This is a genomic window from Sodalis sp. RH15 (assembly GCF_047324255.1).
Taxonomy (GTDB): Bacteria; Pseudomonadota; Gammaproteobacteria; order Enterobacterales; family Enterobacteriaceae; genus Acerihabitans; species Acerihabitans ligni.
The window spans coordinates 2356812-2379485 of record NZ_CP178738.1; the positions used below are offsets into that span (position 1 = coordinate 2356812).

Genomic DNA, 22674 nt, shown 5'->3' on the forward strand with positions numbered 1-22674 from the left:
AATGCCCCTTATTATCTATCGGCAATGTGTTCTTCCACCAAAAGCGCCGCGGCAAACAGCGCTTCGTCTTCGAAACGCCGTCCCACCAGCTGAATAGCGAACGGCATGCCTGACGGGCCGAATCCGGCAGGCAGGGTGATGCAGGGCGTATATAACAGCGTCCAGAGGGAGTTGAAAACGGCTGTACCGGTATCATCCAGCCCTATGGGGGCTTCATTGGCGGTTGATAACGTTAATATAACATCAATATTTTCCATATAATGGTGGATAAATGTGCGTAATGTCTCGGCCTCGCGCTGGGCGGCGATATATTGCTCAAGGGTGATGTTTTCACCATCCCTGATGCGGCCCTGGTATAGCTTGGCGCTGAGCTGGTGGCGATGCACGGTTTTTTCAAACGCCAGGTTGCGCGCCGATTCGAAATTGGCGATGGTGCTGTGGATCCTGAGCCAGCCGTTAAAATCGGCGGGCAGCGCCGGTTCACTGAGGTGATGGCCTTGCTTCGCCAGCAGGGCGGCGCACTCCTCTGCCCGCCGGCGGACGGCGGGGTCGGCCTGCTCCCATTCCGGCGGACGGCAAAAGGCGATGCGCAGGGGACGTTCCGGTAGGGGGGCAGGCCGGTAGTCCGTGCCGATAAGCACGGTGCGCAGCAGTTCGGCGTCACGTACGTTTCTGGCGTACAGTCCCAGGGTATCCAGCGATCCGGACTGCTGTTTTACCCCCACCCGGGTGAATTCGCCGAAGGTGGGTTTGTAGCCGACAATGCCGCAGTAGCCAGCGGGACGAATGACCGATCCGCTGGTTTGCGTGCCCAGGGCCAGCGGGACCTGATAATCCGCTACCGCCGCGGCGGAGCCGGAGGATGAGCCTCCCGGCGTGCGTCGGCGGTCATGGGGATTCATGGTTGGCCCCGGTTCACGATTGGCGAATTCGGTGGTGACGGTTTTGCCCAGGAGTATGCCGCCGGCGTTGCGGATCATCGCGACGCTGCCGGCATCCATGGAAGGGAAGTAGTGGGGATAAACCGGCGAGTTGAACGCGGTCCGCATGCCCCGCACGTCGATAATGTCTTTTACGCCCACCGGGATGCCGTGCAATAGCCCTTTGGATGCGGATCTGTCCGCCTGGCGGGCCTGCGCCAGCGCCTGTTCACGATCCAGATAGGCCCAGGCGCGGACATCGCCGTCCCGTTGTTCTACCCGCTCAAGGCAGGCGGCCACCAGGGTTTCGCTGGTCAGGCTGCCCCGAGACATGGCGGCAAGGGCTTCCGTTACGGACATGCCGGCGGCTGACTGCGCCGGAGGAATGGATGAAGCGGGGTTGTTTTTCATAATATCCCTTGGATTACGACCATAAGCCGGCGACGGAAGAGGCGACGTTTAACAGATGCTGGTCGGTATATTTCCGGCCCACCAGCTGGACGCCTACGGGCAAGCCCAGCGGTCCGGTGAAGTGAGGCAGCGTGATGGCGGGGGTGTATAGGAACGTCCAAAGGAAATTGAACACCACGTTGCCGGTAAAAGCGATGCCGCGGGGGGCTTCCCCCTGGGCGCTGGGGGTGAGGAGGGCGTCAACGCGCCGCTCGGCGAACCACCGGTCCAGCCAGCTCCGGCAGCGCTCCCCCAGCATAATGGCCCCACGGAACATCTCAAGGGTGGTCTGTTCGCCGAGAACCACCCTTTGCGTGATGAAATCATCGCTCACCAGTTCCCGGAACCGGCGCAGCTCATCGGCATAGTTACGCAGGATTTCAAAGGCGCAGATCTGCCGGTGGGCTTCCTCAAGCCCGGCGAACTCCCCGGGCAGCACCAGTTCGGTAACCGTTGCCCCGGCGGACGCCAGCAGTTCGGAGGTCTGCTCCAGGGCGCGGCGGGACTCGTCGGCGGCCCGGTCCCAGTACGGGGTGCGGCACAGGGCAATGGAGAGCGCCGACAGGGGCGGGGTATTAATGGCGATATAGGGCGTTTCGGTGAGAGCCGCCTTGAACAGCGCCAGATCGTCCACGGATCGGGCCATCAGGCCGACGGTATCCAGCGCTTCGGTATTGGTGCGCACCCCGGCGTTGCCGATGAGTTGAAAACTCGGTTTATAGCCATAGACGCCGCAGTAGGACGCCGGGCGAATCACCGAGCCGCCGGTTTGGGTGCCCAGGGCCAGCGGAACATGAAAATCCGCCACCGCGGCGGCGGAGCCGGAAGAGGACCCTCCCGGCGTATGTTCGAGATCAAGGGGATTGCGGGTGGGTCCGGCGTGGCGGTTGGCAAACTCGGTGGTCACGGTTTTGCCCAGCACAACGCCGCCGGCGGCCCGGGAAAGGGCTACCGAAGCCCCGTCCCACTGCGGGTGGTGGTGCTGGTAGATGGGGGAGCCGTAGCGGGACGGCATATCATGGGTGTCGATGATATCTTTGACCCCCAGCGGAATGCCGTGCAGCAGGCCGCGGGACGGGCCGGCATCCAGCTGCGCCGCCTGTTTGCGCGCTCCAGCCCGATCGAGAAAGGTCCACGCCCGGACATCGTCTTCCCGCGCGTCGATGCGCTCCAGGCAGGCTTCCAGCAGCCGGCCGGCGGTGAGCGTGCCGGCATCTATCGCCTGCCTGGCCGCGACCGCCGTTAACCGTTCAAAATTGATTTTATCAGCCATGGGTCTGTCTCTTTATGTTAAACCGGCTGCTGCCGGCCCAGGGTATTTTGCCGGTAATGCCCGTATACCGAGCAGCCGGTGAGCAGTTTGGTGTACTCATGTTCGGGACGGAGCAGCACTTTTTCCGCGCTGCCGGTTTCGATAATCTCGCCGTGGTACATTACCGCCACGTCGTCGGCGATTTCCGCCGCCACTCCCAGGTCGTGGGTGACGAACAGGATTGACATGCCGAACTGTTGCTGGATTTGCCGCAACAGCAGCAGAACCTGCACCTGTACCGTGGCGTCAAGGGCCGTGGTGGGCTCGTCCGCCAGCAGCAGCTTCGGCTCACAGGAAACCGCCATGGCTATCATGACCCGCTGGCGCAGGCCGCCGGACAGTTCCGAGGGATAAGACCGCAGCCGTCGTTCGGCGGAAGGAATCTGCACCAGATCGAATAAATCCTTCACCTTGGCCAGGGCATCCTTACGGTTGATGCCTTTGTGTTTCATCAGCATTTCGGCGATTTGATCGCCGACCCGAAACACCGGATCGAGAGCGGTCATCGGCTCCTGGAAGATAAAACCGACGTCGCGGCCGCGGATTTGCGCCTGCTGCGCGGGGTTCATGGCCACCACATCCCGGCCGTTGAGCATGATACGGCCGCTGACCCGGGTGGTTTTCTGCGGCAACAGCCCGAGGATGGATCGCAAGGTGACGCTTTTGCCCGAGCCGGATTCCCCCAGCAGGGTCAGGACCCGGCCGTGGCCGATGCGCAGATTGATATTGCGCACGATGGACCGCCACTGGCCGCCGGTATGGAAAGCGATATTGAGCTGCTCCAGCGCCAGCAGGTCCGCCCCGTTGCCGGTCGCGTTGTTAGCCGCCGCGCTATCAGTGGCAGCGTCCGCGCCCGTTTTGGCGGTGATATCGGTCATGATGTGGTCTCCTTGCCGCCGGCGGCCAGGCTGTGGCCGGAATCCGGCACGTGAATCCAGCATGCCACCCGATGGTCCGGATGGGATCCCGGTTTGGCCTGCAGATGGGGAGTTTTGGCCGAACAGACCCCTTCGGCAAAAGCGCAGCGGGTGTGGAACCGGCAGTGCCTGGGAGGATTGATGGGGTCGGGGGGATCGCCGGTGAGAGGCGGCGCGGCGATTTTTTCCCGCGGGTCCGGCGAGGGCTTGGAGGCCAGCAGGGCACGGGTATAAGGATGGGCGGCGGAGGAGAACAGCGTATCCGACGGGGCGGACTCCACGATTTGCCCCAGGTACATTACTACCACCCGATCCGAGATATAGCGCACCACATTGAGATCGTGGGAAATGAAGATATAGGTCAGGCCGAGGCTTTCCCGCAGCTCCACCAGCAGGTTCAGCACCTGCGCCTCGACGGACTTGTCCAGTGCGGACACCGGTTCGTCCAGCAGCAGCAGACGGGGACGCAGGGCGATGGCCCGGGCGATATTAATCCGCTGGCGCTGGCCGCCCGACAGCTCGATGGGATAGCGATCGGCAAACTCGGCCGCCGGCATGCCCACCGCATCCATCAGACGGCCGGCGTAATCCACGGCGACGGCCCGATCAATGCCATGGGCCAGCAGCCCGAAGGCCAGGGTATCCACTACCGACATGCGCGGGTTCAGGGAGGAGTGGCTGTCCTGGAACACCATCTGTACCGCGCGTCTGGCTTCGGCGCTGATTTTCTTGCCCGGTTGCCAGAAGGTTTCGCCGTCCAGGCTTATCTCCCCGGCGTCCGCCTGCATCATGCCGGTGATAAGCCGGGCCGTGGTGGATTTACCGCAGCCCGACTCCCCGACAATCCCTAAGGTTTCACCCTTGAGCACCTCGAACGACAGGCCGTCCACCGCGCGCACCTGCTGGCGGCTGCCCAGCCAGCCGTCCTTGAAACGGAAATGCTTGCGCAGCCCGGACACCCTCAGCAGCGGCTGCGCCGGTCCGCCTTTATCAGTAATGGGCGGCAGCGGCGAGTCGTTATAAATCACCTTGTTCATCGACGGATCTCCATGGCTTTGCGCACGCCATCGCTGATGACGTTGAAACAAATCGAGCAGAGAAAGATCATGACGCCGGGCATGGCCGCCACGGCCGGATTGACATAAATCGACTGCCGCAGCGACGAGAGCATCAGGCCCCAGTCGGCGGTGGGCGGGCTGACCCCGAGGCCGAGGAAGCTCAATCCCGAGGCGGTGATGATCGAGATACTGATCTGGCTGGAGGCGAACACGATAATCGGCCCGGCGACATTGCTCAGCACATGCTGCCGGATGATGCGCCAGGTAGAGGCGCCGGACAGCATGGCCGCCATGACGAATTCATAGCCCCGCACCTGGGTGGTGACGCTTTCGGAAATACGGGTGATGGGGGGAATGAAAATCAGCGACAGGGATAAAATCGCGTTCAGCAGCCCCGGCCCCAGAGCGCCGGAAATGGCCACCGCCAGCAGGACGGAGGGGAAAGCATAAAAGATATCCATGCTGCGCATGATGGCGGTATTGACCCGGCCGCCGGCGTAACCGGCCAGGATACCGAGAAAGCCGCCGGCCAGCAGGCCGATCATCACCGGCATAAAAGCCATCAGCAGCGATACCCGTCCGCCGTAAATAAGGCGCGACAGCAGGTCGCGGCCCAATTCGTCGCCCCCCAGCAGCCGATGAGAAGTGCCCATGTCCGCCATCCTCATCAGGATACTGGTGGCATAGGGATCCTCGGGGGCTATCCAGTTGGCGCCGATACAGGAGACCAGGATAATCAGCAGCACCAGGGATGCCGCCAGGGAAACCGGCTGATGTAGGAAGCGGCGCAAGACCCGGGCGCTGTAGCTTCCCGCCTTGGGCCGCCGAACGGCCGGCGCGGTCAGGGTCACTGAAACCTGCTTTATCATCCGATCCTCCTCAGGCGCGGATCGGCCCAGCTTTGCAGCAGGTCGACCAGCAAATTCAGCAGTACAAAGGAAATGGACAGTACCAGCATGGTGCCCTGCAGCAGAGGCAGGTCGCGCTGGAAAATGGCGGTGGCCATCAAAAAGCCGGTGCCGGGCCAGGCGAAAACCGTTTCCACCAGGACCGATCCCCCCAGCATATGGCCGATTTGCAAGCCCATTACCGCCATGGAACCGGGCAATACGTTACGGATCACATGCCAGAAGATACGGGAGCGGGTGAGTCCTTTCGACCATAGGGTGGTGATGAATTCCTGATCCATCACTTCGGCGACGTTGGCCCGTACCGTGCGGGCAATCACCGAAATGGGAATGGCGGCCATGGTCACCGTGGGCAGGATCATATGCTGAACATGCACCCAGTCCAGCCGCCACTCATTCGGCCCCATGCCCAACGGCGGCAGCCACATATGGTTTACCGAGAAAATGATCACCAGCACGATGGCCAGCCAGTAGTGGGGCACGCTGACCCCCGCCAGGGTAAAAAAGCTGATGGCGTGATCGGGCAGGCGATCCCGCCACACGCCGGCGGCGATCCCTAAGGTAAACCCCAGAACGCAGCTCAGCAAACCGGCGCTTACCGCCAGCACCAGGGTGTTTTTCACCGCGGTCATGGTCTCCGTCGCCACCGGCCTGCCGGAGCCCAGCGACATGCCCAGGTTGCCCCGCAGGGCGTTGCCCAGCCAATAGAAGTATTGCACCGGCAACGGTTTATCCAGCCCGTACTCATGGCGGATCTGATCCACCAGTTCCTGCGACGCCTCATCCGGCACCAGGGCGTTTATGGCATCCCCCGGCGCCAGGTGCACCAGGGAAAACACCACTATCGTGACCGCCAGTGAAATGGGGATGGCGTACAGGAGACGACGAATAACATACGACAACATGGCTGTGCCTCGTTACTGCTTCATTGATACCGGTGAATAATCGGAATACCAGCTCTGCGCATGGACATAACCCTGTACATTGGGCGACATGGCGCGGGAACCCACATCATGTACCACCCAGATGAAGTAGGCCTGATCCACGAAGCGGGTATGGATTTGCGCCAGCAGCTTGTCCTGTTTCGCCGGATCGAATTCACCCTGCACCTGCCGGATGAGCGGCGTAATCACCGGATCGTTGATGCCGCCCCAGTTGGTGCCTTCCGGCGGGACTTCTTTCGGATCCAGGTAGCGAATCAGGGCATAATAAGGGTCGGTGGTGGACCAGCTGTTATTGATGCCGTCGATGCCTTTGTTTTCAGGCGCCGCGGCCCCGCCTCTTCTGCGGCCGCGCAGGGCCTCCCACTCAAAGACATCAAACTGCAGATCGACGCCGATCTTGCGCATGTCTTCCTGGATGAATTCATTCATCATCAGCGGATACATTTGGCCGGAACCGGAGGTGGAAATGGCGATTTTCAGCTTCAGCGGATGGTCCGGGCCGTAACCGGCTTCTTTCAACAGGCGCTTGGCTTCTTCCGGGTCATACTTGATCTTGAAGCTGGGATTGCCGTACCAGGGATTGCCTTCGGCCATTTGGGCGGTGGCGGGGGTGGCGAGACCATGCAGCAACTGCACCATGCCGTCGCGATCGATGCCGAGGTTAACGGCTTTACGTACCCGGATATCGGCGAACGGGGAACCGGGCAGCACGCTGACCGTATAAGGCCAGACATGGGGAATGGTATTGGTGGAGATCACCATGCCGGATTTTTTCAGGCGGTCCACGGTATCCGGCGCCGGGCTTTCGATCCAGTCCACGGTACCGGACAGCAGGGCGGCGGTGCGGGCGGACGGCTCGGGAATCGGCAACAGGACCAGCCGGTCAAGCTTGGGTTCGCGGGCCTTATCCCAGTAATCCTTGTTCGGCACCAGATCGGCTTCCTGGTGCGGTATCAGCTTATCCAGCTTCCAGGGGCCGGTGCCCGACGGGTGCTGGCGGAATTGCGGCCAGCTTTTGCCCATTTTTTCCCACTGCGCCGGCGAGGCAATCAACAGCCGGGTCATCTGGTAAGGGAAAAACGCATCGACCTTTTTGGTTTCGATTTCAATCTTGTAGTCATCCAGCTTCTTCCAGCTTTTAACGTCATTGATATAAGGCACCATCTGCTTTTGTATCGACACGTCATAGGCGGGAAAATCTTTATTGAACACCCGTTCCAGGTTAAAAATTACCGCATCGGCGTTAAAATCCGATCCGTCATGAAATTTCACGCCCTTTCTTAATTCAAAAATCCAGTGTGAATTATCCTCCGGCGAGATATACCATTTGGTGGCCAAACCCGGCCGCAGCACCGAGGCGGCATCTCTTTTGGACAGATCCCATTCAATCAGCGGATCGAATACGGTGTATCCCCCGAAGGACACGCCTTCGGTGCCCTGATCCGGCGCGCCGTCCATTACCGGGATATCCGCCAGCGTCATGGCGATCCTGAGCGTCCCGCCGGCCTGGGCCCATTGCGAACATATCAACATCGCGCCCATCAATGAAAAAGGCAGCAATTTTTTCAATGACATAATCAATCCTCATGGTAAGGGAGTGTGAGTTTGTGGGTACCCGCCGTCAGGGACAGCGACTTATAGTTTTAATACTATATAGTTTATACTGTACTTTTTTAGACGGTACAAGATGCTGGGTACGGATAAAATAGCGGCAAATATTGGATGTTTATATCGTGGACGCCCGGTTGAAGACGGGGAAAAAGAGAGGCTAAAATCGTATTAATCTATTGAAATTAAATAGTTTTTTGTTGATCGGCGGCGTTTTGAGCAAAAGGGCGGTCATTTAGCGAACCGTAATTTCCTCCGGCGGAGGGGGATGGGTGATAGCAAAAACGTATGGTTGGCGGATTCGGCGGCAAAGAAGTCGCCGTTTATGCCGTGCCGGATCCGTCCTAGAACGGACCCAGGCTTATGGCGTTATTTAACTATCGTTATCTCAAATTGTGCGTTAACAGTCATGACCCCAACTGTTAGTCTATTTTTGCCGGCATTTAAATTAAGCGTTAACGGCTGAAAATAATCCCGAAATGTTTTGTCCACCTAAAAGAAAATGCTGAAAAGGCGCGATAAATAATGATGCCTTTCACCTTACGGATCAGGAGAATAATATGGCCGCTTCGCGCATCGTTCATCTCGCACTTAAAGTTGATGATCTTGATTATGCCACCAAATTTTATGAACAGGTGTTCGGTTTTAAACAAATCAAAACGGAACATAAGCGCCAGCATACCTCCCGGCATCTGACCGACGGGCATATTGATTTTACGCTGGTGCAGTACGATAACGAGGATCACGAAGAGGCATTGCTCTCCGGGCCGGGGCCGCGTCTGCATCATTACGGCGTATCGGTGGATGATCAGGACGAAATAGCGGAAAAGATCAGGGCGCTGGGGGGCGAAATCCTTTCACCGCCGGGTTCCGGGGCGCTGAAGTTCCGGGCGCCGGACGGCACCCTAGCCGAAATAGTAAAAGAAGGGCGTTATTCCATCGAATGAGTTCCGATCAAATATAAATCTGTGTATCAGATGTTTAGCAAAGGCATTCTTATTATGGCGTTTACAGTCGTGAAAAATATCCTGCTGGGGACCGCACTATTGTTTTCATTATCATCCGCGGCGTTGGCGGCGGATAATCTGAAATTAACCGGCGGCGTGTATGAACAGTTATATACCTCTGCCATTGCCAATAATGAAAAAGAAGTTATTTTTTATTCTCCGGCCAGTCGCGAGGAATCAAAGCTGCTTAGCGAGTTATGGAAAACCAATTTTCCCAAGATTCATCTGACCATCGTCGGCAAAAAGGCGCCGGACCTGATTACCCAGATAGAAGCGGAACGCGCGGCGAAACAATACCGTGCCGACGTGACCGCCATGAGCCAGCCTTATGTCGCTGTTTTATGGAAACAAAAGGGGTATTACCTGCCCTATAAAGTCTCCACCTTCGATAAGCTGAGTCCGGATTATGCTGATACCGACGGCGCCTATTATTCCATCGGCGTGTTTTTGCTGCCCGCCGCCTATAACAGCCGCGCTGTGCCGGATAAAGCCAATCTGCCCCATTCGCTGGCGGATTTTCTCGATCCAAAATGGAAAGGAAAAATCGTTCTGGCGGATCCTTCCACCGCCGGCAATAGCCTGACCTTCTTTTTAGCCCTGCTGCAAACCGGCAAAATCGACTGGTCTTATATGGAAAAGCTGGCCAAACAGGACGTGCTTTTCGTGCGCGGCAATCCCGAAGCGGCGCGGATACTGGCTTCCGGCGAGCGCAGCGTGTCCCCGATGGTATCTTCCTTTAATGTCATGACCTCCAAAGAGCAGGGTCAGGCCATCGATCTTTACAACCTGGACGAAGGGACGCTGGTGACACAGCAGCCAAGCGGCATCATGTCCAATCCGCCCCATCCGACGGCGGCCAAGCTGCTGATGGAAGTTCTCACCAGCGCCCAGGGCCAGGAACTGCGTGCCGAAGCCGGTAAATTCTGGCCTACCAATGCCGATGCCGGCTCGGTGGACGGCCTGCCCAAGCTGGCGGACTTCAAGCCTTATAACGTTGATCTTTCCAAACTGTCCGATGAGAAGACCACGCAGGATTTCCTGGCCCGTTTTAATAAAATTTTCGGTCGCGAGTAATATGATGGCTATTGATAATTCCGTTCCACGTCCGGCCCGTCTGGAGCTTATCGGCCTGAGAAAACAGCTGGGGGATACCCCTGTGGTTGACGGGGTCGACCTGAGGGTAAACGAGGGGGAGAGCCTGGTATTGCTGGGGCCGAGCGGCTGCGGCAAGACCACCACCCTGCGGATGGTGGCCGGTTTTATCGAGCCCGACGGCGGGGAGATCCATCTTTCCGGCCTGCTTGCTTCCGGGCGCGGCGCCTTTGTGCCGGTGGAGCGCCGCCAACTGGGCATGGTGTTCCAGAACTATGCCGTCTGGCCGCACAAAACCGTTTATGACAACGTGGCGTTCAGCCTCTCCATCGCCGGCGACAACCGGGCCGCCATCCGGCGCAAAGTTGACGACGTGCTGAAACTCGTTCATCTGGACGGCCTGGCCCAGCGTTATCCCGGCTTTCTGAGCGGCGGCCAGCAGCAGCGGGTGGCGCTGGCGCGGGCCATTATCGCTGAGCCGAGCCTGCTGTTATTCGATGAGCCGCTGTCCAACCTGGATGCCGGTTTACGGGAAGAGATGCGTTTTGAGCTTAAGCGCCTGCATAGCCAAAACGGCATCACCATGTTTTATGTCACCCACGATCAGGAAGAAGCCTTGGTGATAGCGGACCGGATTGCGGTCATGAACAAGGGACGTATCGAACAGTGCGACGTGCCGGAAGCCATTTACCGACGGCCCCGCTCGCGCTTTGTCGCCTCCTTTGTCGGCACCACCAATCTTATTGAGGGCACGGTGGCGGGACTGGATGCCAATACCCGCCGCCTGCTGGTTCAGTCCGCCCTCGGGGAGCCTTTCTGGGCCGCCGCGTCGGATCAGGTCATTGCCACCTGCCGCACCGGCGACGGGGTGGCGGTATCGGTACGGCCGGAGAATGTCTCTTTCGATCCGGACGCCGCTGGCGGCATGCGCGGCCGGATTATCGATTCCGCGTTTCTGGGCAGCCGCTACGACCTGGTGATTGACGTGGCGGGCCATCCGTTGCGGGTGCAAACGCCGCGGCAATGGTCCGGCTCGGTTGCCAACGGCGTGACCGTTTCCTTCCATCCCGATGAGGCCTGGGTAATACCATGATGAAATCGAGCACCGCGCCGGCGCCGAAACAGATGCGCCCCTATGCCGGATCCGCGACCCTGGCGCAAAAGGTCACCGGCCGGTGGCGCCGGGTGGCGGCGGAGCCGGGAAAAATCATCATTCTCACCGCCGCGCTGCTGGTGCTGGGCGCGCTGATACTTTATCCCATGGCGAGGCTGGTGCTGCTGGGCCTTGCCGGCGATAGCGGCGCGGGCGCCCTGCGGCCGTTGATAAACGCGTTTTCCGACCCGGGCATGGTGAAGGCGGTGGGGAATTCAGCCTTGCTGGCGATAAGCGTTACCGGCGGATCGCTGGCCCTGGGGCTGCCCATGGCCTGGCTGGTGTCGCGCACCGATATGCCGGGAAAAGCCTTGATCCGCATCAGCGCCGCCATTGCTTTTGTGGTGCCCTCGTTTATCACCGTTATCGCCTGGATTTTCCTGGCGGCGCCGAATTCCGGCTACCTGAACAAGCTGCTTAACGGGCTGTTGGGCACCACCACGCCGTTTTTCAATGTCATCAGCTTTAGCGGACTGGTGTTTATCGAGATAGCCCATTTGTATCCCCTGGTGTTTTTCACCGTCTGCGCCGCGCTGGTGAACATCGATCCCGGCTATGAACAGGCCGCCCGCGTGCTGGGGGCCGGACGGGTGCGTACCGCCCTGCATGTGACCCTGCCGCTGGTGAGGCCGGCGGTATTATCCAGCGCCATCCTGGTGATACTGGACGCCCTGTCATCCTTCGGCGCGCCGGCGGCTATCGGCACCATGGCGAATTTCTCGGTTATCACCACCAAAATCTACAAGCTGCTGACGTTCCCGCCCCATTTCGAACAGGCGGCGGCGCTGGCGTTTCCCATTGTGGTCTTCACCCTGGCGAGCCTGCTGCTGCAACGCCTGCTGATTCGGGATATCCGCTACCGCACCCTCTCCGGCAAGGCCGGGGCAAAGGCCCTGCCGGTGCGCCTCGGCCGGGGACGCTGGGCGGCGGCGGCCTTTTGCGGTACGGTATTTTTTGTTACCGCGTTTTTACCGCTGGCGGCCCTGGTGCTGCTGTCATTATTAACGGCGTTTGGCGACGATGTGACCTTTGCCAACCTGACGCTGGATCATTTCGCGATGATCGTGGATTCCACCTTCGGCGTGTTCGATACCGTTAAACACAGCCTGTTCCTGTCCGCCGGGGCGGCGTTTATCTGCGTTATCCTCGGCGTGCTGTTCGCCTGGTTTGTGGAGCGGACGACCATTATCGGCCGGGGTCTGGTGAGCGCGACGATTTTCATCGCGTACGGCTTTCCGGCCATTACCTTCGCGGTGGCCATCATGCTCGGCTATCTCAACTGGTTCTACGGCACCTTCACCATCTTGTTGATTGCCTATGTCGCCAAGCAATTGCCCATTTCCTTCGTGCTGTCCCGGTCGGTGCTTAAGCAGATTGCCCCGGAACTGGAGGAGGCCGCCCGGGTGGCCGGCGCCGGCTGGCTGCGCACGCTTACCGCCGTGACCCTGCCGCTGCTGAAGCCGAGCATGTGGGCCGGGGCGCTGCTGGTGTTTGCATTTGGCCTGCGGGAATTGACCATGTCGGCCATTTTGGCGCAGCCGGCCACCCAGGTGATGTCCACCAAAGTGATTGAATATCTGGAAACCGGCGAGGTGGAGCAGGCGGCGGCGATGGCGCTGATTATCGTGGTGCTGAGCCTCGCCTCCCTGGTTCTGTATCGCCTGGTGTCCGGCGGAAATTTGATCGATATGAAAAAAGTAACCTCGTGGAGCAAAAAGCATGGGCACGATTGACAACGGGCAGGGCAAGACCCTGGCGGAAAAAATCTGGGATCGCCACCGTATAGTGGATATCGACGGCGAGCAATTGCTCTATTTGGACAATCTGCTGGTGCATGAAGGGTCCAGTCACGCCTTTGAAGCGCTTAACGCCCTCGGCAAGCACGTTTACCGGCCGGATCAGATTATCGCCTGTTCAGATCACTATCTGCCTACCGCCGGTCGGGAGCGGGGAGTGGAGGGTATCGCCGATCCGGCCATCCGCAACATGATCCTCAGGCTCGGCGAGAATGTCCGCCGCCACGGCATCCGTTATTTCGGACCCGAGGATCCCAACCAGGGCATTTTGCATGTGGTGGCGCCGGAGCAGGGTATAACCCAGCCCGGACTGCTTATCGGCGGGGCGGATTCACACACCACCACTCACGGCGCCTTCGGTTGCCTGGCCTTCGGTATCGGCGCCTCGGACGCCCGCCACGTGCTGGCGACCCAGACCCTCTGGCTGCGCCGTCCGAAAACCATGCGGGTACGACTGGTGGGGGAAGCGGCCCCTTATGTATCCGCCAAGGATATCAATCTGGCGCTTATCGCGCTCCTCGGCGCCGGGGGCGCCCTCGGACATATTATCGAGTATGCCGGACCGGCGGTGACCCGCATGTCCATGGAGCAGCGCATGACGCTGTGCAACATGGCGGTAGAGGCGGGAGGACGGGCCGGTATCGTCGCGCCGGATGAAACCACGTATGCCTATCTGAAGGGCCGGCCCTTTGCCCCCGCCGCAAAGGAGTGGCGGCAGGCCGTGGCCTACTGGCGGACCTTGCCTTCCGACGATAACGCGGTATTCGATAGGGAGGTCACTCTTGATTTACATGGGGTCTCCCCTACCGTCACCTGGGGCACCAGCCCCGAGCATGCGCTGGGCATCGGCGGCCATCTGCCCGACCCGGCCGCCATTGAAGACGACGACCAGCGTCAGGAGGTTGCGGCGGCTTTGGATTACATGGGCTTGACCGCCGGCGCCCCGCTGACCTCGATAAAAATCGACCGGGTCTTTATCGGTTCCTGCACCAACGGGCGTATCGAGGATCTGCGGGCGGCGGCCGGTATCGCTTTTCGGGGCCGGGTTAAAGTGCCGTCCTGGGTGGTGCCTGGTTCGACGTCGGTGAAGCGGCAGGCTGAGCGGGAAGGGCTGGACAAGATTTTTATCAATGCGGGATTCGAATGGCGCGACGCCGGCTGTTCCCTTTGTACCGCCATCAACGGCGACGTATTGGCGGAGGGGGAACGCTGCGCCTCTACCAGCAACCGTAACTTTCGCGGCCGGCAGGGGGTTAACGGACGTACCCACCTGGTGAGTCCGGTTATGGCCGCCGCCGCGGCCCTCACCGGCTATTTGACCGATGTTCGCTCCTTTGAGGAGACAACCTTATGACCTCATTACTGGCTATCGACAGCATCGGCATTCCCTTTGATGAACCCAATGTGGATACCAATCAGATCTGTCCCACCCGCTTTAACAAGGTACCGCGCGGTCCGGCCTTTGCCCGCATCGCTTTTCACGATCGGCGTTTTGACGGGCAGGATAACGAGAAGGATTTTATCCTTAACCGGCCGCCTTATCGGGAGGGCGGCATTATCGTGGCGGATCGCAATTTCGGCTGCGGTTCCTCCCGGGAAACGGCGGTGTATGCGCTGGTGGAATTCGGTATCCGCGCGGTTATTGCGTCCAGCTACGGGGATATCTTTGCCAATAACTGCTATAAGAACCGTTTGCTGCCGGTGGTACTGCCGAACGAAACCTGCATTGCGCTGCGCCATCAGCTGCATGACGATATTGGCGCGCGCCTGCGTATTGATCTTGAACATCAGGTGGTTTGGGATCTGAACGGTGAGGGGTATGCCTTCGAGATCCATCCCCTGCGGAAAAAGAGTTTGATTGAGGGTATTGATGATATCGCTCTGACCCAGGGGTATGCCGAGACCATTGTGGCGTTCGAACAAGAGTACCGGGCCGCCTATCCATGGATTAAGTAGCTCGTGGCGCCCCATCAGCGCGGTCTCCCTTTAACACGGCTCGTTTTGCCCTGGGTGATAGCGGGCTTACCGCGCTGTGGGGCGCTCCGGCAGGCGGTAAAACCACGCCTGCTTCGGCCCCATCGGCGCGGTCTCCCTTTAACCGGCTCGCTTTGCCCTGGGTGATAGCGGGCCTACCGTGCTGTGGGGCGCTTGACCCGGTATGTCTGTTAACGTTTCGCGGGATCTGGATTTGGCTCGTTCAGCAGCAGTTTCTCCCTGAGGAGAGGCTCAGCCCAGGTTATAAACGTCTGTAGCGGGCGGGAAAGGTGTTTGCGGTGTGGATAGAGTAGCTGGACCGGAAGAGGGCGGGGGCGGTAGGCGGGCATGACCTCAATCAGGTCTCCTGATTCGAGGTGGGTTTGTACGTCATATTGGGGTATCTGAATCATTCCCATACCGGCCAGGCAGCAGGCGATGTAGGCTTCGGCGTTATTGACCGTTATCCGGCCGCGCAGGACGGCGGACTGGTAGCTGCCGTTTTCCGGCCATTCCCAGCTCTCGACCCGGCCCGTGGTGGGGGAGGCATAGTTTACCGCCAGATGGCGGGGCAGATCTGAAGGCGTATCGGGTCTGCCATGCAGGGCGATATAGGCCGGCGCCGCCACATTGATGAATTTCAGGAACCCGAGTTTGCGGGCCACCAGACTTGAGTCGGTCAGTTTTCCCACACGCAAGGCACAGTCTATTCCCTCTTCCGCCAGACTGACATTGCGGTCAGATGCTCCCATTTCCAGCATCATGTGCGGATAGCGGGTAAAGAATTCAGGCAGTGAAGGCGCGATGATCAGCCTGCCAATGCGTCCCGGCACATCAAATCTGATTTTCCCCACAGGCTGGCTATCGTTTTGTCTGAACAGATTTTCCGTTTCTTCCACGTCCGGTATCACTCTCAGGCAGCGTTCATAAAAAGCCCGGCCATCGGAGGTGAGGGAGACGCTGCGGGTGGTGCGGTGAAGCAGGCGCGTTCCTACCCGGGATTCAAGCTCCGCAACCGCAGCGGAAACGGTGGATCTGGGCATATTCATTACGTCGGCCGCGCGGGTGAAACTGCCGCAGTCCACCACCCGTATAAAAATGCGAAAGAGGTCAATTCTGTCCATAAAAATTACATTGTTCGTGTTTTATGGACAGTATAATCAGAATTGCGGCCTTTATACAGAAAATGCAGGCGCTATTCTCAGGGGGCACCATCTTTGGCTGTTATACCCATAGAGAAGAGGACTGACGTCATGACAGAGCACAGTATCAAAGGCAAATCCGTCATTATTGCCGGCGGCGCGAAAAATCTGGGCGGGCTGATTGCGCGTGATTTTGCCGCGCACGGCGCGAAAGCCATCGCCATACATTACAACAGCGCGGGAAGTAAAGATGACGCCCAAGCCACCGTGGCGGCGATCATAGCCGCCGGGGCGCAGGCTGTGGCCTTTCAGGCCGACCTGACCACCGCCGGCGCCGTGGAAAAGCTCTTTGCGGACGTGACGGCGGCCATCGGCAGGCCGGACATTGCCGTCAATACCGTGGGCAAGGTGCTGAAAAAGCCCCTGTTCGATATCTCGGAAGCGGAGTATGACGAGATGAGCGCGGTGAACGGCAAGTCGGCCTTTTTCTTTCTTAAAGAGGCCGGGAAGCACCTCAATGACAATGGGAAAATCTGTACCCTGGTGACTTCCCTGCTTGGAGCGTTTACGCCTTTTTATGCCGCTTACGCCGGCACCAAGGCGCCGGTGGAGCATTTTACCCGCGCGGCGGCGAAGGAGTTTGGCGAGCGGGGGATTTCCGTCACCGCTATCGGTCCGGGTCCTATGGATACGCCGTTCTTTTATCCGGCTGAAAGCGCCGAGGCGCGGGATTACCATAAGACGGCGGCCGCGCTCTCACCTTTCAGCAAAACCGGCCTGACGGATATCGCCGATATCGTTCCCTGGATACGTTTTCTGGTGACGGAGGGATGGTGGATGACCGGCCAGACCATTCTGGTGAATGGCGGCTATACCACCAAATAACCTCGGCTGGCGATTAACAAGTTATGTAGCACCGCTTCGCTGCGTTCGACTAATATTGCATCACCTCCCGGGACGGGGGGTGAGGATCAGAGTCAATGCCACTGTAAAAGTTCTGTGTGTTCCTGATGTTTTTAACTCATCCCTGATGAGGTATGGATATGAAATACATCATTTTACTGCTGTTGATTGCTTGTGCGGTCTATGTGCATTATCGCGGTCGGGTGCGTTTTGGTTTTTGGCGCCAGTTGGCGGATCACTCTTCCTTTGTATCGCCGATGAATGTCTTTATGTATCTGTTTTCCGCCATTCCCCTCACGCCTTATCTCAAGCCGGATACGCTGCCGGAGCTGGAAATCCTCAGGAACAACTGGCGGATGATCCGTGACGAGGGGCTGGCGCTGATGGCTATGCGCGAAATCAAGGTGTCCGATAAATATAACGACGCCGGATTTAATTCTTTTTTCAAAACCGGCTGGAAGCGGTTTTACCTGAAATGGTACGAGGACAGCCATCCTTCCGCCAAGGCGTTATGCCCCCGCACCACCGAGCTGCTGCGGACGTTGCCTTCGGTGAAAGCCGCCATGTTCGCCGAACTGCCCGACGGCAGCCGGCTGCCGCGCCATCGCGATCCCTATGCCGGCTCCCTGCGTTATCATCTCGGTCTGATGACGCCCCAGGACGACCGCTGCTTTATCGAGGTGGACGGTAAGCGTTACAGCTGGCGCGACGGGGAGGATGTGCTGTTTGACGAAACCTATATCCACTATGCGGAAAATTCCAGCGGTAAGCAGCGCCTGATCCTGTTTTGCGATATTGAACGGCCCATGCGCTACCGTTGGGCTCAGGCGGTGAATCACTGGCTGGGACGTCATGTGTTAAGCGCCGGGGCGGCGCCTAACTGGGACAGCGACCGCACCGGCGGCGTCAGCAAGGCGTTCAAGTATATCTATGCGGTGCGCAAGGTCGGCAAATACCTGAAAAAGAAAAACCGCGCCGGCTATTACCTGATCAAATGGCTGCTGTTCGGCGGTATCGCAGTGCTGGTTTTCACAAATTTATAATGGTTACAGCGCCACCGTGGACAGCCAGGCGGGGTACTCCAGCATGTCAGCCACGTTTTTCAGCATTCCCTCGCACTGCTCGCGGCTGTTGGGGCCTCCCAGGCACAGGCGCAGCGCGTCGGGGGGATTATTGTCGGTACAGAAGGCGGCGCTGGAGACCGCGCTGACCCCCTGATGGCGCAGTTTCACCGCCACATCCGACGGATTCCAGCCCTGGCGGTGCGGCAGCCGCAGCCAGAGATGGAAACCTTCGGCATCCGCCTGCAGGCTGTAATTGCGCAGCAGCCGGGCGGCCATCCGCTGGCGCAGGACCGCTTCTTCCCGCACCGCCAGCAGCATTTTTTCCGCCGTACCGTCGTTAATCCACTGGGCCGCCAGCGCATTGGTAAACGGGCTGGACATCACCGTCAGCGCCCGCATGGCCCCGGCCAGGTGCTGCCCCTGGCGCACCGTGGGGGCGTGCACCCAGGCAATGCGCAAACCGGCGCCGAAACATTTCGACAGGCCGGTAATATACCAGGTCAGTTCCGGCACCAGCTCCGCCATGGCGGGCAGGGAGGCGGAGGGCAGCATGCCATAGGCGTCGTCTTCGATAATCGGTACGCTGTAGCGCAGGGCCACATCCGCCAGCTTTTCCCGCCGGCGCAGCGGCAGCGTCAGGGTGGTGGGATTATTGATGGTGGGATTGAGATACAGGGCGCGGATTTGCCCGGTCTGGCAGGCGTTTTCAAACGAGCGCGGCATCGGGCCGTCCCCGTCGCACTCCAGGGCGTGCAGGGTGATATCCAACTGGGCGGCGATGGCTTTGAGCCCCGGATACACCAAGCTGCCGACGCAGATTTCTCCGCCCCGGCGCGCCAGCAGGGTCAGCAATCCCACCAGCACGCTGTGAATGCCGGGACATACCAGCAGCCGCTCGGGGGCCACCGCCGGTAAACGGCGCCCCAGCCAGCGGCATCCCGCCTCTTTGTCGTCATGGTTGCCGCCGAAATCGTGATAGCGCAGCAGGGGAAACAGATCTTTGTGGGCAAACAGATTCAGGGCGCCCTGGCGGATTTGCGCCACGAGATCCGGCGAATCCGGTTCCACCGGCAGATTCATGGTCATCTCATAGCTGCTGCCGTTGCGGGGCGGGATCGACGGCACTTTGCCGCGGATAAAGCTGCCGGTACCCGGACGGGAATCAATGAGTCCGCGCTTGCGCGCTTCGGCGTAGCCGCGGGTCACCGTGGTGTAATTCAACGAAAGTTTCACCGCCAGGTCCCGCAGGGGCGGCAGGCGATCCCGCGGCTGGAAATCACCGCTTTCAATGGCGTCATGGATCAAATCGGCAATCAGCAGATAAGCCGGACGCTCCGGTCGTTCATGCATATAGTGCGTCCAACGATCGAATCGTTTCATTGTTTCTCTCCAGGTGGCGGACTTCCACTTTAGCGGATCCATCCGTGCCCATGCAATCATTGATGTAATGATTGTGTTTAATGATTGCATCAGATTGTTTGCAGTGCGTTAGATTGGTGCAATCAAAGGTTATACATGCGTTGTCATTGTGCAGCGAATTGGTTAATAGTTGCGCTTATATTTGCCTGTAACCTGAAATGCGGGTCGGTGAAAATTTTTTTTGCTCAGAAGTTGAGCGATTGATTGGCCGATGATTGCATGGTCCCTTTCCGCCCCTGGCATAACCCTTGCTCCATGAATGATGACGCGTCCGTTAGCCGGCGCGATACATCATCCGCCGCGGCTGTCGGCGATGCCAGTAAACCTGCGAAGAGACTAAGACTATGCCAACGGTAACCCTGCCCGCACATCAATCCGGCGATTTCCTGGTGGATTACGAAGAAAAGGTGTTTGAAGACGTGAAGGCCGAACCGGGCCAGAAAGCGCTGGTGACCTTCCATACCGTCGCGTTCGAAGGCTCCATCGGCTTCGTGAATATGCTGCAGGCCACCCGGCTGCAGCGCAAAGGCTTTGAAACCTCGATTCTGTTATACGGACCGGGGGTGACCCTCGGGGTGCAGCGCGGCTTTCCCAAGCTGGGAGACGAAGCCTTCCCCGGCCATATGAACTTCAATAACCAACTGCAAAAATTCATGGCCGAAGGCGGCAAGGTTTTTGCCTGCCGTTTCGCCCTGCAGGCGTTGTACGGCCACGGCGAGCCCTCGCTCATTGAGGGCATCCGCGCCATCAATCCGCTGGATGTGCTGGATCTGAAGCTGCTGCACATCCGCGACAACGCGGTGATTCTCGATACCTGGACCGTGTAAGGAGCCGACGTTATGGCACAGGACCGTATCATCCGTGCCGCCGCCGTGCAGATTGCGCCTGACCTCGGCCAGGCGCAAAAAACGCTGTCGCGCGTGCTGGATGCCATTGATGAAGCCGCGGGCAAGGGGGCCGAGATTGTGGTATTTCCCGAAACCCTGGTGCCCTGGTATCCCTATTTTTCCTTTATCGCGCCGCCCATGACCGCCGGCGCCGAGCACCTGCGGCTTTACCAGCAGGCGGTGGAGGTGCCCGGGCCCATTACCCGCGCGGTGGCCGACAGCGCCCGCCGCCACGGCATGGTGGTGGTGCTGGGGGTGAACGAACGGGACCATGGCAGTTTGTTCAACACCCAGCTGGTATTCGACGCCGACGGCGAGCTGGTGCTGAAGCGGCGCAAGATCACCCCCACCTATCACGAACGCATGATCTGGGGGCAGGGGGACGCCTCGGGGCTGAAGGCGGTGGATACCGCCGTCGGCCGGGTAGCGGCCCTGGCCTGCTGGGAGCACTACAACCCCCTGGCCCGCTATGCGCTGATGGCGCAGCACGAGGAGATCCATTGCAGCCAGTTTCCCGGCTCGCTGGTGGGCCAGATCTTCGCCGATCAGATGGAGGTCACCATTCGCCATCACGCCCTGGAGTCCGGCTGTTTTGTCATTAACGCCACCGGCTGGCTGCGGGAAGATCAGATTGAATCCATTACCGCGGATCCCGATTTGCAGCGCGGACTGCGCGGCGGCTGCCATACCGCCATTATTTCGCCGGAAGGGCGGCATTTGGCACCTCCCATCACCGAGGGAGAAGGCATTCTTATCGCCGATCTGGATATGAAGCTTATCGCCAAGCGCAAACGCATGATGGATTCCGTGGGGCATTATGCCCGGCCGGAACTGTTAAGCCTGCTGATCAATGACCGGCCCGCGGAGTACTGCCGCCAGCAAGCGCCTTATGGCCAAACAGGCCAACAGCAAACTGCGGCGCCTCGGCAAGCGCTGCCACAGCAAATTACCGCGCCTTGGCAAGCCGGCGGGCAGTCCTTTACTTCCGACCCCACAGGAGGGCGCCATGAGCCTGAGCAACCAGCGACTGATTACTGAACTGCAAACCCACGGCCTGAAGGTGGTCAATCCCCAGACCACCCATGTCAATCGCCAGGGCGGAGCCGGTCCGTCGGATCACCAGGCGGTGACCATCGACGGCATGACGGTCATGGTGCCGGTGTATACCCAACAGGCGCACCAATCCCCCTGGAGCGTGACCCACGACGGGGCCGGCGGCAGCCATTTGTTGAGAGACGCCATTCCGGTGCGGGATATCAGCTTTGTCTCCCAGCCGAACTTCTACCGGCTGAGCACCGCCGACGGCGTCCCGTACTCTCATATCGCCACCCTGCACGGCGCCGATGTGCTGGCCACTACCGTACTGCAAACCTGCATCCGTTATGAAAACCGGCGCAAGGCCTGCCAATTTTGCGCCATCGGCCAGTCCCTGGCGGCGGGCAAAACCATCGCCCGTAAAACGCCGCAGCAGCTGGCGGAAGTGGCCAAGGCCGCGGTGGAACTGGACGGCGTGCGGCATATGGTGATGACCACCGGCACCCCGTCCGGCAGCGATCGCGGGGCGCGGGTTCTGTGCGAAAGCGCCGAGGCCATTCGGGCGGCGGTGGATCTGCCGTTACAGGGGCAATGCGAGCCGCCGGGGGATGCGCTGTGGTTTAGCCGCATGAAGGAGGCGGGCATCGACGCGCTGGGCATGCATCTCGAAGCGGTTACCCCGGCGGTGCGGGCGCGCATTATGCCGGGCAAGGCCGCCGTTACCGTGGAGCAGTACATGGCGGCGTTCAAGGATGCGGTGCGGGTGTTCGGCCACGGCCAGGTGAGCACCTATATCCTGGCGGGACTGGGGGATACCCGTGAGGCGATATTGTCTACGGCGCGGGAGCTGATTGATATCGGCGTGTATCCCTTTGTGGTGCCGTTCGTGCCCATCCGCGGCACGCCGCTTGAGGATCATGCGCCGCCGGCAGCGGATTTCATGGAGTCCATTTTGCAGCCCCTGGGCAGCATGCTCCGCGGCGGCGGCCTGCGTTCCGCCGATATCAAGGCCGGCTGCGGCCGTTGCGGCGCCTGTTCGCCGTTGTCCAGCTACGAGCGGGCTTCGGCCTGAGGGGAGTGACAGC

General features: G+C 59.6%; 20 protein-coding genes. 11 read left to right on the plus strand and 9 right to left on the minus strand.

Going from position 1 to position 22674, the window contains the following annotated elements; genetic code table 11:
• Positions 1-11: 11 nt before the first annotated feature.
• The 7 genes from ACL2XO_RS11045 to ACL2XO_RS11075 are packed head-to-tail and all read right to left on the minus strand — an operon-like array spanning position 12 to position 8084.
• Entirely contained in the window at positions 12-1331 is a 1320-nt protein-coding gene (locus ACL2XO_RS11045) for an amidase (RefSeq protein WP_413742693.1), read from the minus strand.
• A gap of 13 nt (positions 1332-1344) precedes the next feature.
• Entirely contained in the window at positions 1345-2643 is a 1299-nt protein-coding gene (locus ACL2XO_RS11050) for an amidase (RefSeq protein ID WP_413742694.1), read from the minus strand.
• Positions 2644-2660: 17 nt separating this feature from the next.
• Entirely contained in the window at positions 2661-3560 is a 900-nt protein-coding gene (locus tag ACL2XO_RS11055; RefSeq protein WP_413742695.1) for an ABC transporter ATP-binding protein, read from the minus strand.
• Entirely contained in the window at positions 3557-4636 is a 1080-nt protein-coding gene (locus tag ACL2XO_RS11060) for an ABC transporter ATP-binding protein (RefSeq protein WP_203522039.1), read from the minus strand. The genes ACL2XO_RS11055 and ACL2XO_RS11060 overlap by 4 nt, the downstream gene beginning before the upstream one ends.
• Positions 4633-5526 (minus strand): ABC transporter permease, encoded by an 894-nt coding sequence (locus tag ACL2XO_RS11065; RefSeq protein WP_203522038.1) that lies wholly within the window; start codon positions 5524-5526, stop codon positions 4633-4635. Before ACL2XO_RS11065 ends, ACL2XO_RS11060 begins: the two co-directional genes overlap by 4 nt.
• Positions 5523-6470 carry an ABC transporter permease gene (locus tag ACL2XO_RS11070; protein WP_132922354.1) on the minus strand — a complete coding sequence of 316 codons (948 nt, stop codon included), beginning with the start codon at positions 6468-6470 and terminating at the stop codon, positions 5523-5525. The genes ACL2XO_RS11065 and ACL2XO_RS11070 overlap by 4 nt, the downstream gene beginning before the upstream one ends.
• A gap of 12 nt (positions 6471-6482) precedes the next feature.
• Positions 6483-8084: an ABC transporter substrate-binding protein gene (locus ACL2XO_RS11075; protein ID WP_413742696.1), complete on the minus strand. Its 1602-nt coding sequence runs from the start codon at positions 8082-8084 to the stop codon at positions 6483-6485.
• 593 nt (positions 8085-8677) lie between these two features.
• On the opposite strand from ACL2XO_RS11075, the gene ACL2XO_RS11080 reads away from it, so the two are divergent.
• From ACL2XO_RS11080 to leuD, 6 genes are read left to right on the plus strand one after another with little or no spacing between them, the layout of a single operon-like run.
• Entirely contained in the window at positions 8678-9064 is a 387-nt protein-coding gene (locus ACL2XO_RS11080) for a VOC family protein (RefSeq protein WP_413742697.1), read from the plus strand.
• Positions 9065-9118: 54 nt separating this feature from the next.
• Positions 9119-10198, plus strand: a complete 1080-nt coding sequence (locus ACL2XO_RS11085; RefSeq protein ID WP_165934138.1) for an ABC transporter substrate-binding protein — start codon at positions 9119-9121, stop codon at positions 10196-10198.
• Position 10199: 1 nt separating this feature from the next.
• Positions 10200-11309 (plus strand): ABC transporter ATP-binding protein, encoded by a 1110-nt coding sequence (locus ACL2XO_RS11090; protein WP_413742698.1) that lies wholly within the window; start codon positions 10200-10202, stop codon positions 11307-11309.
• Entirely contained in the window at positions 11306-13102 is a 1797-nt protein-coding gene (locus ACL2XO_RS11095) for an ABC transporter permease (protein WP_132922350.1), read from the plus strand. Before ACL2XO_RS11090 ends, ACL2XO_RS11095 begins: the two co-directional genes overlap by 4 nt.
• Entirely contained in the window at positions 13089-14519 is a 1431-nt protein-coding gene (leuC, locus tag ACL2XO_RS11100) for a 3-isopropylmalate dehydratase large subunit (protein WP_413742699.1), read from the plus strand. Before ACL2XO_RS11095 ends, leuC begins: the two co-directional genes overlap by 14 nt.
• On the plus strand, positions 14516-15121 hold the full coding sequence (gene leuD, locus ACL2XO_RS11105; RefSeq protein WP_413723935.1) for a 3-isopropylmalate dehydratase small subunit: 606 nt from the start codon (positions 14516-14518) through the stop codon (positions 15119-15121). The genes leuC and leuD overlap by 4 nt, the downstream gene beginning before the upstream one ends.
• Positions 15122-15330: 209 nt before the next feature.
• On the opposite strand, the gene ACL2XO_RS11110 is transcribed toward leuD, so the two are convergent.
• A complete protein-coding gene (locus tag ACL2XO_RS11110) occupies positions 15331-16263 on the minus strand; it encodes a LysR family transcriptional regulator (protein WP_413742700.1) in 933 nt (310 codons plus the stop codon).
• 129 nt (positions 16264-16392) lie between these two features.
• Between ACL2XO_RS11110 and ACL2XO_RS11115 the strand changes: the two genes are divergently transcribed.
• Together ACL2XO_RS11115 and lpxO are read left to right on the plus strand one after the other, a co-directional pair.
• On the plus strand, positions 16393-17166 hold the full coding sequence (locus ACL2XO_RS11115; RefSeq protein ID WP_413742701.1) for an SDR family oxidoreductase: 774 nt from the start codon (positions 16393-16395) through the stop codon (positions 17164-17166).
• A 158-nt stretch (positions 17167-17324) separates the two neighbouring features.
• Positions 17325-18227: a lipid A hydroxylase LpxO gene (gene lpxO / locus ACL2XO_RS11120; protein WP_413742702.1), complete on the plus strand. Its 903-nt coding sequence runs from the start codon at positions 17325-17327 to the stop codon at positions 18225-18227.
• Positions 18228-18230: 3 nt separating this feature from the next.
• Here lpxO and ACL2XO_RS11125 read toward each other — a convergent pair whose 3' ends face one another.
• Positions 18231-19628, minus strand: a complete 1398-nt coding sequence (locus tag ACL2XO_RS11125) for a PLP-dependent aminotransferase family protein (protein ID WP_413742703.1) — start codon at positions 19626-19628, stop codon at positions 18231-18233.
• Positions 19629-20011: 383 nt separating this feature from the next.
• On the opposite strand from ACL2XO_RS11125, the gene ACL2XO_RS11130 reads away from it, so the two are divergent.
• The 3 genes from ACL2XO_RS11130 to ACL2XO_RS11140 are packed head-to-tail and all read left to right on the plus strand — an operon-like array spanning position 20012 to position 22661.
• On the plus strand, positions 20012-20494 hold the full coding sequence (locus tag ACL2XO_RS11130) for an MSMEG_0572/Sll0783 family nitrogen starvation response protein (protein ID WP_132922344.1): 483 nt from the start codon (positions 20012-20014) through the stop codon (positions 20492-20494).
• A 12-nt stretch (positions 20495-20506) separates the two neighbouring features.
• Positions 20507-21592, plus strand: a complete 1086-nt coding sequence (locus ACL2XO_RS11135) for a Nit6803 family nitrilase (protein ID WP_413742704.1) — start codon at positions 20507-20509, stop codon at positions 21590-21592.
• Positions 21567-22661, plus strand: a complete 1095-nt coding sequence (locus ACL2XO_RS11140; protein ID WP_207918045.1) for an MSMEG_0568 family radical SAM protein — start codon at positions 21567-21569, stop codon at positions 22659-22661. The genes ACL2XO_RS11135 and ACL2XO_RS11140 overlap by 26 nt, the downstream gene beginning before the upstream one ends.
• Positions 22662-22674 lie beyond the last annotated feature (13 nt).